The sequence below is a fragment of the Fuscovulum blasticum DSM 2131 genome (genome assembly GCF_003034965.1).
GTDB classification, from domain to species: domain Bacteria; phylum Pseudomonadota; class Alphaproteobacteria; order Rhodobacterales; family Rhodobacteraceae; genus Pseudogemmobacter; species Pseudogemmobacter blasticus.
Genome location: NZ_PZKE01000004.1, coordinates 171,163 through 186,324, shown reverse-complemented (window position 1 = coordinate 186,324; position 15,162 = coordinate 171,163). Strand labels below are relative to the sequence as shown.

The window sequence follows — 15,162 nt, the reverse complement described above, 5'->3', positions numbered from 1 at the left end:
TCATGCCCCTGCAGCCGCCACAGGCCGCAGCGCCCCCGGCTCGACCCGGGCCAGAAAGCCCACCACCACCGCGGCCACCACCGCCTCGGCCAGGGCCAGCGGCAGATAGGTTGCCAGCAGCACCCGCGCGACCGGCACATAATCGGATGACGACAGCCACAGCGACAGCGCCACCGCCCCGCCCGTGGCCAGCACCGCCAGCGCCGAGCCGATGCCCGCCAGCGCCCCGGCCACCACGGGCCGCACCTGCCGCCGGATCACCGGCCCCAGCACCAGCCCCGCCATCGCACCGGGCAGCGCGATGTTCACCGTGTTCACCCCCAGCGTTGTCAGCCCGCCAAAGCCGAACAGGACCGCCTGCAGGGCCAGCGCCACCAGAACCGCCGGGAATACCCCCATCCCCAGCAAAAGGCCCATCAGCCCCGACAGCAGCAGATGCACGCTGGACGGCCCGACCGGGATCGACACCAGCGAGGCGGCGAAGAACACCGCCGCCAGCAGCGCCACGCGCGGGATCGCCCGGTCGTCAAGGGCGCGTAGGCCCAGACCCACGCCCACTGCCGCCAGCGCACCGCCGCCGATCAGCACCGGAAGCGACAGGATGCCATCGGGAATATGCGCCATGTCAGCGAACCGCCGGATTGGTGTGAACCCAGATCAGCGCCCCTTCCTCGACCGGCACCGTGGTCCCGTCGGGCGCGGTCATCGGGCTGTCGCCTTCCATCAGCGCGGCAAAGCCCCACCAGCCCGAAACCGGCATCGCATAGGTGAAGGTGCCGTTGGCATCCGCCGTGATCACCTGGGTGATATAGGCATCGTTCGGCGGCTTGATCGCGCCGTCGTTGATCAACTCGACCTCGATCTCGGCAAAGGGCACCGGCTGGCCAGCCTTCGTCACCACGCCGGTAAAGACATTGCCGGTCCAAAGCCCGGTTGGCCGGGTCAGCGGCCTGATCTCGACCGGCAGGCCCACCATCGCATCCCAGCCTTCGCCGCTGGCGAAACTGTCCACGATGACCTTGGCATAATGCACGATGAACTTGCCCTCGGCCGGTTCCCAATAGGGCTGGGGCGTGACGTAAAAGACCGACGCGCCGGGTTCGGCCAGCTCATGCTCCAGTGTCCAGCTCATTACCCCGTCTCGCGGCGCCTCGACCAGACGGTCGGTCAGCACCGTTATGGCGCCTGCGGTCAGCACCCCCACTTCCACCGGCCGCGCCATTTCCATCACCGGCCCGCCTTCGAACGGATGGGTAAAGACCAGATCCAGCGCGACCTTTCCCCCTTCGGGCAGCACGTCGGCCGAGGGAATGATCTCCTGAAAATGCGCGGCTGACGGTCCGGCGGCGGCGACCAGCAGCATCGCGGCAAGGACAAAGGGGCGGCTCGGAAGGCAAGGCATCTCGGGTCTCGGTCAGGTATGATTTTCAGGACGGTAGATCATACCACCAGCTTCCAGCAAGACCGCATCGCCAAAGACGGCAGATTTTTCCTCTTAAAAACAACGTGGTAACCTTCTTACCACCCCCTGGAAAACACTTGCCACCCGGCCCCGTTCCGGCCTTGCTGCCTGAAATCGTTGACAAACCCGCCTACGCGCACCCACAGATGGCAAATCGCGCCCCACGCAGAGGTGCCCATTTTTTCAGCAAAGGCTGGCGAGTCCTCACACGCTGCGGGTCAGCCCGCCATCCACCCGCAGGTTCTGCCCGGTGATGTAGCCCGCCCCGTCAGACAGCAGGAAGGCCACGGTCGCGGCAATCTCCTCGGCGGTGCCGTAGCGTTCCATCGGCACGCTCTGCCGGCGTTCCTCGGTGGCGGGCAGGCTGTCGATCCAGCCGGGCAGCACATTGTTCATGCGGATGTTCTTCGCGGCATAGCTGTCGGCGAACACCTTGGTAAAAGCCGCCAGCCCGGCCCGCGCCACCGCGCTGGTCGGGAACATCGCCGAAGGCTCGAAGGCCCAGGCGGTGGAGATGTTGACGATGGCCCCGCCGCCCTGCGCCTCAAGGATCGGGGTCACCAGACGCGCGGCGCGGACGACGTTCAGGAAATAGACCTCAAGCCCCCGGTGCCAGTCGGCATCGCTGATTTGCAGGATGGGTGCGCGCGGCCCATGGCCGGCCGAGTTGACCAGCCCGTCAATCCGGCCCCAGCGGGCCATCACCGCATCGACGGCGCGTTGCAGATCGGCCTCGTTCTGGTTCGATCCGGTAACGCCGACACCGCCCAGTTCATCCGCCAGCGCCTCGCCCTTGCCGGACGAGGACAGGATGCCCACCCGCCAGCCGGTTTCCGCCAGATGCCGGGCGCAGGCCGCCCCCATGCCCGACCCGCCCGCCGTGACCAGAACCACCTTGCCGTCAGACATCCTGCTTCTCCGCTGCTGCCATTCGTTTCGGCCAGACTGCACCCGCCGGGGCAAAAGGTTAAGCCCCGGTCAACGGCCTAGAGGATCATTGAAATCGCAAGGGTGCAGCCGCCTTGCGGGACCGTCACCCCAAAGCCTGCCAGATCAGCCGCAGCGCCATCGCGGTTGAGGTGACCACCAGCAGCGGCCGGATCAGCCGCGATCCGATCCGCATCGCCGCCCGCGCCCCGATCGCCGCGCCCGCCACCTGCGCCACCGCCATGGCCATTCCCACCGCCCACCATGTTGCGCCCGAGGGGATGAAGACCAGAAGCGACCCAAGGTTCGAGGCGAAGTTCAACAGCTTGGTATGCGCCGTGGACTTGAGCACGCCGTAGCCGGCCAGCAGCACGAAGCCCATCATGAAGAAACTGCCGGTTCCCGGCCCGAAGAACCCGTCATAGGCCGCGATCAGCGGCACCGCCGTCAGGGCAAAGACGGCGGGGCGCATCCGCTGCACGCGGTCGTCATCCGACAGGCCCTTGCGAAAGGCGAAGAAGCCCGCGACGCCGATCAGCACCACCGGCATGATCAGGCGCAGCACCTCGGCCGGGATCAGATGCGCGACCAGCGCCCCCGCCGCCCCGGCCACGCAGGCAATCGCGGCCATCGGCAGTTGCGACCCCAGCCGCACATGCCCTGCACGGGCATAGGTCACGGCGGCGGTGGCCGAACCGAAGGTGCCCTGCAACTTGTTCGTGGCCAGCGCCTGCACCGGGTTTGCCCCCGCCAGCAGCAGCGCGGGCACGGTGATCAGCCCGCCGCCCCCGGCGATGGAATCAACGAAGCCGGCCAGAAAGGCGGCCAGAACCAGCAGCGCCGCGATGTCGGTGGCAACCTCGAACATCGGCGGCCTACAGCACGAACCGGCGCGACACCCGGCCGACAACGCGGCCATCGTTCAGCGCCCAGTCGGGATCATGGGCATGATCGACAAAGCCGATGCGGCCATAATAGGCCAACCCCGGCACATTGTCGGCGCGGATGGTGGCGTTCAGCTCGCGCAAGCCCGCGGCCCGCGCCGCGGCCCGGGTGGCCGCGAAAAGCTGCGCCCCGGTGCCTTTGGCCTGCAGTCCCGGCTCGACAAAGGTGCCAATGTCGCCGGTCTGGGCCGAAAGCTGCGGGTTGCGACCGACGGATTGAAAGCCGACCACGCGCCCGTCAAGTTCGGCCACCATGCAGGTCAGCGTGCCGGGGCCGTCGATGTAATCGACCAGAACCCTTTCGGCCGGTTTCGGATGCTGGTGGGCGGTGGTGCCGCCAATGGCGATGATCCGGTTCAGCAGATCGGCCATGGCGGGGGCGTCGGCGGGGGTGGCGGGGCGGATGATCATGCCGCGAAGTCTTCGCGGGAAATCCCCTGAAGGTAAAGCAGCGCCGTCAGATCGCCGTGGTTCACGCGGACATCGCACTCCGCCTGCACCCGTGGCTTGGCATGAAGCGCAACGCCGGTGCCGGCGCGCAACAGCATGGGCAGATCATTGGCGCCGTCGCCCACGGCCAGCGCATCCTGCGGCGACAGGCCCAGCCGGGCGGTGATGTCCTCCAGCGCCTGAAGTTTGGCTTCCTTGCCCAGGATCGGCTCGGCCACCTGCCCGGTCAGCGCGCCGTCTTCGGCCAGCAGCACATTGGCGCGGTTTTCGTGGAAGCCCAGTTTCGCGGCAATGGCGCCGGTAAAGGCGGTGAACCCGCCCGAGACCAGCGCTGTATGCGCCCCGGCCGCGCGCATGGTGGCCAGAAGCACGGGGCCACCCGGCATCAGGGTGATACGGTCGCGCAGGACGCGGGCGATCACCTCTTCCGGCAGGCCCTTCAGCAGCCCCACCCGTTCGCGCAGCGCGGCCTCGAAATCCAGCTCGCCATTCATGGCCCGCGCGGTGATCTCGGCCACATAGGCGCCAACGCCCGCTTCATCGGCCAGCTCGTCAATACATTCCTGCTGGATCATGGTGCTGTCCATGTCGGCGATCAGCAGCCGCTTCTTCCGCCCCGCCGTCGGCTGCACCACCAGATCAACCCGCAGCCCCTGCAAGTCCTGCCAGGCGGACCACAGGGTTTCGGGAACCGCCTCAAGCGGGAATTCGGCGGCAATGCCGGGGTCCAGCCAGCGCGCATCGCCGCCACCCCAGGCATTGCGCAGCGATTCCACGGTAACGCGGTCCAGCACCGGGGTTTCGGGGTTGGTCAGCAGCGTGGCGGTGAACATGAGGGCGTGTTTCCGATAGTGGACAGGAAGGTCGCATTCTTGCGACGATGCGGCGCTTTAGCGCGATTTTCCCGCTTGTGCCAGCCCGCGCCGCGCCGTATGCCCCGCAGCGGGACACCCCTCCCCAACGAGGGGCCTTTAGCTGGAAGGCTACCATGACAGACCTGACTCCGCCGGCCAAGCGCCCGGCCAATCCGCGCTTCTCTTCTGGCCCCTGCGCCAAGATCCCCGGTTATTCCCTTGACATGCTGGCTGACGCGCCTCTGGGGCGGTCGCACCGCGCTGCGGTGGGCAAGGCCAAGCTGAAAGAGGCAATCGACCTGACTCGTGAAATTCTGGGCGTGCCGGCGGATTACCGCATCGGCATCGTTCCCGCCTCGGACACCGGCGCCGTCGAAATGGCGCTGTGGAGCCTGCTGGGCGCCCGCCCCGTTGAAATGCTGGCCTGGGAATCCTTCGGCGAAGGCTGGGTGACCGATGTGGTCAAGCAGTTGAAGCTGGACGCCACCGTCCGCAAGGCGCCCTATGGCCAGATCGTCGATCTGGCGACCGTCGATTTCGACAAGGATGTGGTCTTCACCTGGAACGGCACCACCAGCGGCTGCCGCGTGCCGAACGGCGATGCGATCCCCGCCACCCGCGCCGGGCTGACCATCTGCGACGCCACCTCTGCCGCCTTCGCGATGGACCTGCCCTGGGACAAGCTGGATGTGACCACCTTCTCCTGGCAGAAGGTTCTGGGCGGCGAAGGCGCGCACGGGATGCTGATCCTGTCGCCCCGCGCGGTGGAACGGCTGGAAACCTACACCCCCGCCTGGCCGCTGCCGAAGATCTTCCGGCTGACGGCCAAGGGCAAGGTGTCCGAAGGCATCTTCGCAGGCGAGACGATCAACACGCCGTCGATGCTGGCGAACGAAGATTACCTTGTCGCGCTGAAATGGGCCAAATCGGTTGGCGGGCTGAAGGGCCTGATCGCCCGGGCGCAGGTCAATGCGCAACTGGTGTGGGACTTCTGCGCCGCGAACCCCTGGATCGCCAATCTGGCCGAAACGCCCGAGATCGCCTCGACCACCAGCGTCTGCGTCAAGTTCACCGACCCCCGCATCACCGATGGCGAGGCTTTCGCCAAGGCCGTGGCCAAGCGGATTGAAAAGGCCGGCGCGGGCTTTGACCTTGGCGCCTATCGCGACGCGCCTCCGGGCCTGCGCATCTGGTGCGGATCAACGGTGGAGGCCGCCGATGTGGCTGCGCTGCTGCCCTGGATCAAATGGGCGTTCGACGCCGAAATCGCCGCGCTTGCCGCGGCTGCCTGATCGGGTGCGGCGGGGATTGCCCCGCCCCCTTTCCCCATCCCCATTCTGATAGGAGCCCGCCATGGCCCGCCCCCGCGTTCTTGTTTCCGACGAACTGAGTGAAACCGCCGTCCAGATCTTCCGCGACCGTGGGGTCGAGGTCGATTACATGCCCAAGCTGGGCAAGGACAAGGAAAAGCTGGCCGAAATCATTGGTCAGTATGACGGCCTTGCCATCCGCTCGGCCACCAAGGTGACCGAAAAGCTGCTGGCCAGCGCCGACCGCCTCAAGGTCGTGGGCCGCGCCGGGATCGGCGTTGACAATGTGGACATTCCGGCCGCGTCGAAAAAGGGCGTGATCGTGATGAACACGCCCTTCGGCAACTCGGTCACCACGGCCGAACATGCCATCGCGATGATGTTCGCCGTGGCGCGGCAACTGCCCGAAGCCAATGCCAGCACCCATGCCGGCAAATGGGAAAAGTCCAAGTTCATGGGGGTTGAGCTGTTCAACAAGACCCTTGGCGTGATCGGGGCCGGCAATATTGGCGGCATCGTCTGCGACCGGGCGGTCGGGCTGAAGATGAAGGTCATCGCCTATGACCCCTTCCTGTCGGAAGAGCGGGCCAAATCGCTGGGCGTCACCAAGGTGGAGCTGGACGACCTGCTGGCGCGCGCCGACTTCATCACCCTGCATGTGCCGCTGACCGACAAGACCCGCAACATCCTGTCGCGCGAAAACCTGGCCAAGACGAAAAAGGGCGTGCGCATCATCAACTGCGCCCGTGGCGGGCTGATCGACGAAGCCGCGCTGAAGGACGCGCTGGATGCCGGCCATGTGGCCGGGGCGGCGCTGGACGTGTTCGAGGTGGAACCCGCCACCGAGAACGTGCTGTTCGGGCATCCGAATGTGGTGGTCACGCCGCACCTTGGCGCCTCGACCACGGAAGCGCAGGAAAACGTGGCGCTGCAGGTGGCCGAGCAGATGTCGGACTACCTGCTGACCGGCGCGGTGCAGAACGCGCTGAACATGCCCAATGTCACTGCCGAACAGGCCGCGATCATGGGGCCGTGGATCAAGCTGGCCGGCCATCTGGGCGCCTTCATCGGCCAGATGACGGATGAGCCGATCCGCGCCATCAACATCCTCTATGACGGCCGCGTCGCCGAGATGAACGTTGCCGCGCTGAACCAGTCGGTCATTGCCGGCGTGCTCAAGGCCCACAACCCGGATGTGAACCTTGTCTCCGCCCCCATCGTGGCCAAGGACAAGGGCATCCAGATCTCGACCACCCGGCAGGACAAGACCGGCGCCTTCGACGCCTATATCAAGGTGACCATGGTCACCGACAAGCGCGAACGCAGCGTGGCCGGCACCTGCTTCAGCGATGGCAAGCCGCGCTTCATCCAGATCAAGGGCATCAACATCGACGCCGAAGTGGGCGCACACATGCTGTACACCACCAACGACGACGTGCCGGGCATCATCGGCCTTCTCGGCATGACCATGGGCAAGAACGGCGTGAACATCGCCAACTTCACCCTGGGCCGGTCGGGCGTGGGGCAGGATGCCATTGCGCTTCTGTATCTGGATCAGGCGATCGACCCCAAGGTCGTGGAAACGCTGGAATCGACCGGCATGTTCCAGCAGGTCAAGCCGCTGGCCTTTGAAGGCGCATGACAGACACGGGAAAGGGCCTTTCCCCCTTTCCCGTCTTCCAATATCCGGGGCCCGGGGTCCGCGCGGTTGCGCCTCCCCGGGTTTTTCTTTTGGGGAACGGCTGTCATGCGCGCCTATGCCATCGGGGACATCCACGGCCAGTTGGCCCTGCTCAAGGCCGCGCATGACCGGATTGCCACCGACATGGCCCGCCATGGCCCCGCGCCGGTGGTGCATGTCGGCGATCTGGTCGACCGCGGCCCCGACAGCCGCGGCGTGATCGACCTGCTGCTGGAAGGCCAGGCCGCGGGGCAGGACTGGGTGGTGCTGAAGGGGAACCACGACCGGCTGTTCACCATGTTCCTGAACGACCCGCAGGCGCAGGATCAGCGTCTTCGGTCAGACCTGTCCTGGCTGCACCCCCGGCTGGGCGGGGCGGAAACGCTGGCCTCTTACGGTGTCCGCGCCGCCGCCGACCGGCCCGTTGCCCCGGTTCACGCCGATGGCGCGGCGGCGGTGCCCGCGTCGCACCGCGCCTTCCTTCAGGCGCTGCCGCTGATGCACCGGATCGGTGATCTGCTGTTCGTGCATGCCGGCATCCGCCCCGGCGTGGCGCTGGACGAGCAGGCCGAAGATGACCTGCTCTGGATACGGCAGCCCTTTCTCGATGACGGGCGCGACCATGGCCCGCTGATCGTGCATGGCCACACCGCGCTGGACGCGCCCACGCATTACGGCAATCGTATCAACATCGACAGCTCGGCCGGCTATGGCGGCCCCCTGACCACCATCGCGATCGAGGGGCGCGAGGTGTTCCTGCTGACCGACACCGGCCGGGTGCCGCTGCGGCCACAGCCCTGATCCGCCACAAAAGCCGGGCAGAGTCCCCGCCGCCGATCCGCCTGCCGGCCCCGCCTTTTCGCCGCAGCAACTCTGTCGCAAGGAATCGCCCGCACCCCCTTGCCAAACCCACGCGCGGGGTCTAATCCCCCGCCACGGTCGGAGCGTAGCGCAGCCTGGTAGCGCACCTGCTTCGGGAGCAGGGGGTCGGAGGTTCGAATCCTCTCGCTCCGACCAATTTCCCGCTGATGTGGATTGCAACAGTAGCCGTCCCTTCCTGGACACTATTCTTCCTCTCGGCCAAGAACAGACCACTTGGTCTGTGAGCAGTGGAAGAAATCTCCCGCCCCCCCAAAAGGTTCAGTGACACGCGCTTACAGGCGCGGATTCGCGCGCAGATGCGTGGGCAAAACCGGCCCAAAGATGACAGTCGTCCAAAGCAGTATAGTGCGGCGCGGCCCAACAAAGCTGGTTATTGATGCTTGCGGCAGCATGGTACTCACCGCATCATCTGGGGGATATGCCAAACTGATCGCAACTTGAGGAGTGGATGACAGATAGCGTGACCGTCGAGCAAATCAAAGCTTCGCTAGGGTCGCTCCTGTTGCTTTGGTCGGCAATCGAGCGGACCGCGCGGGACGAGGTCGCCCGCATTAATGGTGGACGCCTTCCGAAGTCGGCCTATGGTATCGCTTCCGTTCTGAACGCCTGGGAGGCCACCGTTATTGCCGCGCGACCTGCAGCACCGTTTCGCGCATTGCTGGCCACAACTCTTCGCATTCAACTTCAGGAGCCTCTAAACATCCGGAATGGGGTCTGCCACGGCCTGGTGGGAATTTCATCTGCACATAGTGGGCAACCGGCAGCATTGATATGGGAAATCAACGACAAGGAACGCAGTATAACCTGGCAAGAACTGCAAGCCATGTTCCGTTGGCTTTCGAAGGTCCCTTTCGCCTTGTCCATGATTTCCGCCTCATCGGCAGAGCAAGTGGGCAGCAGGATGCTGGACAACACCGAGAACCAAGAATGGTGGCTGGCAGAGTTTGGACTCGACCTTCACAAGGTGAAGCCTGGCACAACATGAGGGAGTCGCGTTCCGACCCATAGCCGACGCTTGGCTGCTCGGGGCGCTGCATGGCCGCATTCTTCAAAGCTGACCTTCAAACGCCAAGTAGCCTAAACGCGCTCGGGGGCGGAACAAATATGTGACAGGCCCGCTTGTGTGTCCTGGCGGCCGAAAGCGGAAAGATCAAGGTCTACAACGGCGGCAGCGGTCAGGGCGTCTCGCTGCGCGAGATCATCGCCGCCATCGAGAACGCGATTGGCAAACCGCTCAACCCCGCTTTCAAGGTTGCACGCCCGCTGGACGTTCCGCGCTCGGTGCTGGACATGCGCAAGGCAAAGGCCGATCTCGACTGGAGCCCCGAGACGGGGCTTGAGAGTGGCATGCACCAGACATTTGACTGGTTCAACTCCTTGTAGCGGGCCGTGTCGGCCAGGCCGCCCGGCACCATGTCTGCAAAGGGCAGAACCTGCGTCGCCGGCCGTCAGGCAAGCTGGAACGTGGTGTCCGCATCCAGCGGCCAGACCGGCCGCTGCACGCGGGTGTAGGGGCGCAAGTGGGCCTGCGGGGTGGCCAGCGCGCCGGAATCGCAGACGATGACGCGGCCTGCGATGGGTTCGTAGGCGGCGCGGAAGTGCTGCATCGACTTCACCACAAGGAACCGGAGCGCATCGGGTTCGATCCCGAAGGCGCGGACCTGTTGCAGGTCCAGCATCTGGCCGGGCAGGCTGACCACCAGCACGTCAATGCCCTGCACCCGGAAGACGGCGGTCGGGCCGAAACTGTGGGTGATCCCGCCCAGAATGGGGCCGTCGCCGGTATAGGTGCCGTCGGACAGGTGCACGACCTCTCCAGTCAGGTGCAGCGGGCCGCCGCCGAAGGACGGGTCGCATTTGCCGCCAAGGTCCAGCGTGACCGTGTCGCCAACCTTGTGGCGGTGCAGGATGGCCGCCGCCTCGGGGTCAATCATGGGGGCAAAGGCACCGGGGGCCGCCCCGGCGGCCAGCAGGGCCTGCAACAGCGCGGTGGCATCGCCATAGGCCCCGGCGCCGGGGTTGTCGGCATAGTCGGCAATCACCAGCGGGCCGTTGCCGGGGGTGAAATCGCGCGCCTCCTGCGCTGCCTGATCGGGGGTCAGGAAGGTGTTGCCCACCTTGCCGCGCCCGTCCCAGATGCGGCGGGCCAGACCATTGGCAATCTCTTGCGCCCGGTCCTCATGGCCCCGGTCGAAGGTCACCAGCACGGTCGGCCCCATGTCGGGAATGTCGGCCTCGGAAAACCCGGCGTTGACCGAGACCGCCAGAATACCCGGCTCGGCCTCATGTGCTGCGGCATCGGCGTAAAGGGCGGCGGTATCGGCCACATCGGTGCGGCCGGCATTGGCCTCGTCCAGCATCGGAATCCGTACGCGCAGGGTGCGCGGCGTGACCGCACCGCGCAGCGTGGCGTCCAGCAATTGGCCGGCCTGCCGCCCGATCTTGCGCATGTCGATATGCGGATAGGTCTTGTAGCTGACAAGGATCTGCGCCTGTTCCACCATCGCCGGCGTCACCATCGCGTGCAGGTCCAGCGTCGCCGCGATCGGCAGGTCCGGCCCCACGATGGCGCGCAGGCGGCGCAGCAGCTCGCCCTCGCCGTCCTCACAGAAGGCGGGCACCATCGAGCCGTGCAGCGATAGAAGGATGCCGTCCAGCGTGGCGCGGTGTTCGGCGGCGGCATCGCAGATGAGACCGGCGATGTGATCGAAGGCTTCACGCGAAACGCGCGCGCCGGGGGTGGCATGGGCCGAAACCGTATGCGTCACCTTCCAGCCCGCCGCGCGGCCGGCGTCCAGAAACCCGGCCAGTTCGTCATTCACATCCCCGAGACGGTCGATGGCGGTCTGACCAAGGTCAAGCACGTCATCACGGAAATCCTGCAGCGTCGTTTCACCCTTCTTGAAGGTGTTGCTTTCATGGACAAACGCACCGGTCAGAACGTGGAAGGGCATGGGGTTGGTCCTTTCAAAGCGGATGGAAGCAGGCCACCGGATGGGCGGCATCGCCCCCGAGGGCGGGGGTGTCCCGGCGGCATCGGTCCGAAGCGCGGGGGCAGCGGGTGGCAAAGGCGCAACCGGGCGGCAGGGCGAAGGGGCTGGGAACCTCGCCCGTCAGCATTTCGATCACGCGGCGACGCGCCGGATCGGGCGCGAAGTTCGAATCCATCAACGCCCGGGTATAGGGGTGGCGCGGCGCAGTGCGGGTGTCGGGCAGGACCTCGACCACCGATCCCAGATACATGACCACGATGCGATCACAGAAATAGCGCACAAGGCCAAGGTCATGGCTGATGAACAGGTAGGTCAGACCCAGCCTGTCGCGCAGGTCGGCCAACAAGGCAATGATCTGCGCCTGGATCGACACATCCAGGCTGGCCGTGGGTTCATCCAGCACCACGAAATCGGGCTTCAACGCAAGGGCGCGGGCGATACCCACGCGCTGACGCTGACCGCCCGACAACTGGTGCGGATGGCTGGCGGCCAGCGCGGCCGGCAAGCCGACCGAGGCCAGCATTTCGTCGACCCGGGCCGGCGCGATCACCTCGCCCTGCAAGCGAAGGGGTTCGGCCAGAACATCGGCCAGGCTGTAGCGCGGGTCCAGGCTGGAGTAAGGGTCCTGGAACACCATCGCCATGCGCCGCCGGATCCGGCGCAGCGCACCGGCAGAAAGGGCCGTGATGTCGGTCCCGTCAATGGTGACGCGGCCCGAGGTGGGTTCGATCAGCCGCAGCACCAGCCGCGCAAGGGTAGACTTGCCGCAGCCGCTTTCACCGACCACGCCAAGAACTTCGCCCTTGCCGATGGACAGCGTCACCTCGCGCACGGCCATCATAGTGCGGGGTTTGGCAAACAGGCCGCCACCCGACTGGAAGCGCTTGCTCAGCGCGTCGATCTTGACCATGGGCGCGGTCATTCGGCTTCTCCGGGGTGGTGGCAGGCAACCTGTCCCGCGGTGCGGTGCACGATCATGGGCGGAGTGTTGCGGCAGAGGTCAGAGGCGCGCGGGCAGCGCGGGTGGAACCGGCACCCGGCCGGAAAGGCGGCGGCCGACGGGACCGCGCCGGGGATGCCGGTCAGACTGCCCTTTGCCATGCCGTCCTGCGGGATGCAGCCGATCAGAGCGGCGGTATAGGGATGCGCCGGCGCGGCGAAGATCGGGCCGACCGGGCCTTCCTCGGCCAGACGCCCGGCGTAAAGCACCGCCACGCGGTCGCAGACCTGTGCCACGACACCCATGTCGTGGGTGATCAGCAAAAGCGCCACGCCCCGTTCCCGCACCAGACTGCCAAGGATCTGGATGATCTGCGCCTGCACCGTCACGTCCAGCGCTGTGGTGGGTTCATCGGCGATGATCAGGTCAGGATCGCCCGCCAGCGCCATGGCGATGACAATGCGCTGCTTCATGCCGCCCGAAAGCTGATGCGGCCAGGCGTCGACAACCGCCCCCGCTTCGGGGATGCGCAGCCGGGTCAGCAGGTCAAGCGTGCGCGCCCGGGCGTCGGCGCGCGACAGGCCCAGATGCAGGCGCGACACCACGTCCACCTGTTCGCCGATGCGCTGCACCGGGTCCAGCGCCGTCATCGGGTTCTGGGTGACAAATCCGATCCGCGCGCCGCGCAGCTTGCGCCGCTGGGTTTCTGTCATCGCGGCCATGTCCTGACCGTCGAACCGCACCGTGCCCTTTGTCACGCGGCCACCGATCAGCGGCAAAAGGCCAATCGCTGCCATGGCGGTCAGGGATTTGCCCGATCCGCTTTCGCCGACCAGACCAACCACCTGCCCGCGCCCGACCGACAGGCTGATGCGGTCAAGCAGGCCCAGGTTGCCGATCGAGACGCTGATGTCGTCCAGCTTCAGCAGCGCCGTCATGCTTCCCTCCGCAGCCGCGACCGGATGTCGAGTTCGGCAATCAGCGCATCGCCGTAAAGGTTGATCGCCACCACGGTGATTGCCACCGCAAGACCGGGAAAGATGATGACCCAGGGCGCCTTGAACACCAGCGCCGACCCTGCCGACATCATGCCGCCCCAGCTTGGCACCGGGGGCTGCGCGCCAAGGCCGAAGAAGCCCAGGGTCGCTTCCAGGATGATGGCATCGCCGGTAGCCAGCATGGCCGAAACCAGCACCGGCGCCAGCGCGTTCGGCAGAAGGTGCCGGAACAGAAGATGGGCATTCCCCGCGCCAAGGCTGCGTGCGGCCTCGATGAAGGTCTCGCCCTTCAGCGTCATGATCTGGGCGCGGGTCAGGCGGGTGAACTGCGCCAGATAGGCCACGGAAATGGCGATCATCACCCCGGTGGTGCCGGGGCCGATGATGGCGACAAGGATCAGCGCGATCAGGATTTCCGGGAAGGACCAGGTCAGATCGACCGTCATGGTCACGATCCGGTCAAGCCAGCCGCCGAACCAGGCGGCCGATGCCCCCAGCACCATGCCGCAGAACACCGAGATCGAGATGGCCGTGGCGCTGACCGAAAGCGAGGTGCGGGCGCCATAGATCAGCCGGGTCAGCAGGTCGCGTCCGAATTCATCGGTGCCAAGCCAGTGCTGCGCCGATGCCGGCTGATAGGCGTTCGGCAGGTTCTGGATGTCATAGGCATAGGGTGTCAGCAGCGGCGCGAACAGGGCGGCACAGATCACCAGGATCAGCCACAGGCCAGCAACGGCCCCTTGCGGGCGGCGCAATGCACGCAGGGGCGCGATCATGACAATGCCGCCCGAACACGCGGGTCCATCAGCGCCTGCAGGATGTCGCCCAGAAGCGTTCCCAGAATGACCGCCATGGCCAGCATCAGCAGGCAGGCCTGCACCACCGGATAATCGTGCTGGCTGAGGGATTTGATCAGAAGTGTGCCCAGGCCGGGGCGGGCAAAGACCACCTCGACCGTGACGGCGCCGCCCAGAATCCAGCCAATGCGCAAGGCCAGGATCGTGACAACCGGAATCAGCGCATGGCGCAGCACATGGCGCAACTGGATGCGCAGCGGCGACAGGCCCTTGGCGTGCAACAGCATCACGAAATCGCGCCCCGAGGCCTCGATCATCGACACGCGGGTGATGCGGGCCACCAGCGCCGTGCCGCCAAGCCCGATCGTCAGCACCGGCAGGACAAGCGATTCCCAGCCACGCGCGCCCGAAACGGGAAACCAGCCCAGACTGACCGAGAAGATCAGGATCAGGATCAGCCCCAGCCAGAAGCTGGGCATGGTCGATCCCAGCAGCACCCCGCCCATGATGGCGCGGTCTGGCCAGCGGTCGCGCAGCAGGGCGGCGACCACCCCCAGCGTCACGCCGACAACGGTGGAAAACAGAAGCGCCAACCCGCCCAGGCGCAGCGAATGGGGCAACGCCTGGGCGATCAGGTCGGCCACCGGGCGGCGGGCCACGATGGCGGTGCCCAGATCGCCCGTCAGCACATTGCCCAGCCAGATTCCGTATTGCACCGGCAGGGGCTTATCCAGCCCATAGCGGGCCTCAACCTCGGCGCGGGCTTCGGGCGACGACCCGATCTTCAGAAGATTGTCGATCGGATCGCCGGGGATGAAATGAAGGATCGAAAAGATGACCACCGAGACGGCCAGAAAGACCGGCACGAGCATCAAGAGCCGTTTGACAAGCCAGGATAACATGCCGGTCTTCCCGTTTCCGTCC

Annotated in this window: 16 protein-coding genes and 1 tRNA gene; 6 read left to right on the top strand and 11 right to left on the bottom strand. The window is 66.2% G+C overall.

Annotation, left to right across the window (positions count from 1 at the left end):
* The 6 genes from cbiM to serB all read right to left on the bottom strand — a co-directional run bounded on the left by cbiM (position 1) and on the right by serB (position 4,616).
* A complete protein-coding gene (gene cbiM, locus C5F44_RS06045) occupies positions 1-624 on the bottom strand; it encodes a cobalt transporter CbiM (RefSeq protein WP_107672609.1) in 624 nt (207 codons plus the stop codon).
* A 1-nt stretch (position 625) separates the two neighbouring features.
* Positions 626-1,363: a DUF4198 domain-containing protein gene (locus C5F44_RS06040; protein WP_181318200.1), complete on the bottom strand. Its 738-nt coding sequence runs from the start codon at positions 1,361-1,363 to the stop codon at positions 626-628.
* A gap of 303 nt (positions 1,364-1,666) precedes the next feature.
* Positions 1,667-2,371, bottom strand: a complete 705-nt coding sequence (locus C5F44_RS06035; RefSeq protein WP_107672607.1) for an SDR family oxidoreductase — start codon at positions 2,369-2,371, stop codon at positions 1,667-1,669.
* A 124-nt stretch (positions 2,372-2,495) separates the two neighbouring features.
* Positions 2,496-3,257: a TSUP family transporter gene (locus C5F44_RS06030; protein WP_107672606.1), complete on the bottom strand. Its 762-nt coding sequence runs from the start codon at positions 3,255-3,257 to the stop codon at positions 2,496-2,498.
* Positions 3,258-3,264: 7 nt separating this feature from the next.
* Positions 3,265-3,744, bottom strand: coding sequence for a GNAT family N-acetyltransferase (locus C5F44_RS06025; protein ID WP_107672605.1), 480 nt, complete (start codon positions 3,742-3,744; stop codon positions 3,265-3,267).
* Positions 3,741-4,616 carry a phosphoserine phosphatase SerB gene (gene serB, locus C5F44_RS06020; protein WP_107672604.1) on the bottom strand — a complete coding sequence of 292 codons (876 nt, stop codon included), beginning with the start codon at positions 4,614-4,616 and terminating at the stop codon, positions 3,741-3,743. Before serB ends, C5F44_RS06025 begins: the two co-directional genes overlap by 4 nt.
* 155 nt (positions 4,617-4,771) lie before the next feature.
* On the opposite strand from serB, the gene C5F44_RS06015 reads away from it, so the two are divergent.
* The 6 genes from C5F44_RS06015 to C5F44_RS05990 all read left to right on the top strand — a co-directional run bounded on the left by C5F44_RS06015 (position 4,772) and on the right by C5F44_RS05990 (position 9,893).
* Entirely contained in the window at positions 4,772-5,929 is a 1,158-nt protein-coding gene (locus tag C5F44_RS06015; RefSeq protein ID WP_107672603.1) for a phosphoserine transaminase, read from the top strand.
* Between the two features lie 61 nt (positions 5,930-5,990).
* Entirely contained in the window at positions 5,991-7,589 is a 1,599-nt protein-coding gene (serA, locus tag C5F44_RS06010; RefSeq protein WP_107672602.1) for a phosphoglycerate dehydrogenase, read from the top strand.
* Between the two features lie 105 nt (positions 7,590-7,694).
* Complete coding sequence (locus tag C5F44_RS06005; RefSeq protein ID WP_107672601.1) at positions 7,695-8,429, top strand: metallophosphoesterase family protein; 735 nt, start codon at positions 7,695-7,697, stop codon at positions 8,427-8,429.
* A 139-nt stretch (positions 8,430-8,568) separates the two neighbouring features.
* Positions 8,569-8,645, top strand: a tRNA-Pro gene (locus tag C5F44_RS06000).
* 313 nt (positions 8,646-8,958) lie between these two features.
* Positions 8,959-9,495, top strand: coding sequence for a hypothetical protein (locus C5F44_RS17790; protein WP_146161908.1), 537 nt, complete (start codon positions 8,959-8,961; stop codon positions 9,493-9,495).
* 134 nt (positions 9,496-9,629) lie between these two features.
* Entirely contained in the window at positions 9,630-9,893 is a 264-nt protein-coding gene (locus C5F44_RS05990; protein ID WP_107672599.1) for a Rossmann-fold NAD(P)-binding domain-containing protein, read from the top strand.
* 65 nt (positions 9,894-9,958) lie between these two features.
* Here the strand turns inward: C5F44_RS05990 and C5F44_RS05985 are convergent, their stop codons facing one another.
* From C5F44_RS05985 to C5F44_RS05965, 5 genes are read right to left on the bottom strand one after another with little or no spacing between them, the layout of a single operon-like run.
* Complete coding sequence (locus C5F44_RS05985) at positions 9,959-11,464, bottom strand: M81 family metallopeptidase (protein WP_107672598.1); 1,506 nt, start codon at positions 11,462-11,464, stop codon at positions 9,959-9,961.
* A gap of 13 nt (positions 11,465-11,477) precedes the next feature.
* Positions 11,478-12,425 carry an ABC transporter ATP-binding protein gene (locus tag C5F44_RS05980; RefSeq protein WP_107672597.1) on the bottom strand — a complete coding sequence of 316 codons (948 nt, stop codon included), beginning with the start codon at positions 12,423-12,425 and terminating at the stop codon, positions 11,478-11,480.
* On the bottom strand, positions 12,422-13,381 hold the full coding sequence (locus tag C5F44_RS05975) for an ABC transporter ATP-binding protein (protein ID WP_107672596.1): 960 nt from the start codon (positions 13,379-13,381) through the stop codon (positions 12,422-12,424). Before C5F44_RS05975 ends, C5F44_RS05980 begins: the two co-directional genes overlap by 4 nt.
* Complete coding sequence (locus C5F44_RS05970) at positions 13,378-14,217, bottom strand: ABC transporter permease (protein WP_107672595.1); 840 nt, start codon at positions 14,215-14,217, stop codon at positions 13,378-13,380. The genes C5F44_RS05975 and C5F44_RS05970 overlap by 4 nt, the downstream gene beginning before the upstream one ends.
* Positions 14,214-15,140, bottom strand: coding sequence for an ABC transporter permease (locus tag C5F44_RS05965; protein ID WP_107672594.1), 927 nt, complete (start codon positions 15,138-15,140; stop codon positions 14,214-14,216). Before C5F44_RS05965 ends, C5F44_RS05970 begins: the two co-directional genes overlap by 4 nt.
* Positions 15,141-15,162 lie beyond the last annotated feature (22 nt).

Coding starts and splice junctions, on each gene's coding strand:
- cbiM (WP_107672609.1), bottom strand. CDS start 624: ATGGCGCATATTCCCGATGGCATCCTGTCGCTTCCGGTGCTGATCGGC.
- C5F44_RS06040 (WP_181318200.1), bottom strand. CDS start 1,363: ATGCTGCTGGTCGCCGCCGCCGGACCGTCAGCCGCGCATTTTCAGGAG.
- C5F44_RS06035 (WP_107672607.1), bottom strand. CDS start 2,371: ATGTCTGACGGCAAGGTGGTTCTGGTCACGGCGGGCGGGTCGGGCATG.
- C5F44_RS06030 (WP_107672606.1), bottom strand. CDS start 3,257: ATGTTCGAGGTTGCCACCGACATCGCGGCGCTGCTGGTTCTGGCCGCC.
- C5F44_RS06025 (WP_107672605.1), bottom strand. CDS start 3,744: ATGATCATCCGCCCCGCCACCCCCGCCGACGCCCCCGCCATGGCCGAT.
- serB (WP_107672604.1), bottom strand. CDS start 4,616: ATGTTCACCGCCACGCTGCTGACCAACCCCGAAACCCCGGTGCTGGAC.
- C5F44_RS06015 (WP_107672603.1), top strand. CDS start 4,772: ATGACAGACCTGACTCCGCCGGCCAAGCGCCCGGCCAATCCGCGCTTC.
- serA (WP_107672602.1), top strand. CDS start 5,991: ATGGCCCGCCCCCGCGTTCTTGTTTCCGACGAACTGAGTGAAACCGCC.
- C5F44_RS06005 (WP_107672601.1), top strand. CDS start 7,695: ATGCGCGCCTATGCCATCGGGGACATCCACGGCCAGTTGGCCCTGCTC.
- C5F44_RS17790 (WP_146161908.1), top strand. CDS start 8,959: ATGACAGATAGCGTGACCGTCGAGCAAATCAAAGCTTCGCTAGGGTCG.
- C5F44_RS05985 (WP_107672598.1), bottom strand. CDS start 11,464: ATGCCCTTCCACGTTCTGACCGGTGCGTTTGTCCATGAAAGCAACACC.
- C5F44_RS05980 (WP_107672597.1), bottom strand. CDS start 12,425: ATGACCGCGCCCATGGTCAAGATCGACGCGCTGAGCAAGCGCTTCCAG.
- C5F44_RS05975 (WP_107672596.1), bottom strand. CDS start 13,381: ATGACGGCGCTGCTGAAGCTGGACGACATCAGCGTCTCGATCGGCAAC.
- C5F44_RS05970 (WP_107672595.1), bottom strand. CDS start 14,217: ATGATCGCGCCCCTGCGTGCATTGCGCCGCCCGCAAGGGGCCGTTGCT.
- C5F44_RS05965 (WP_107672594.1), bottom strand. CDS start 15,140: ATGTTATCCTGGCTTGTCAAACGGCTCTTGATGCTCGTGCCGGTCTTT.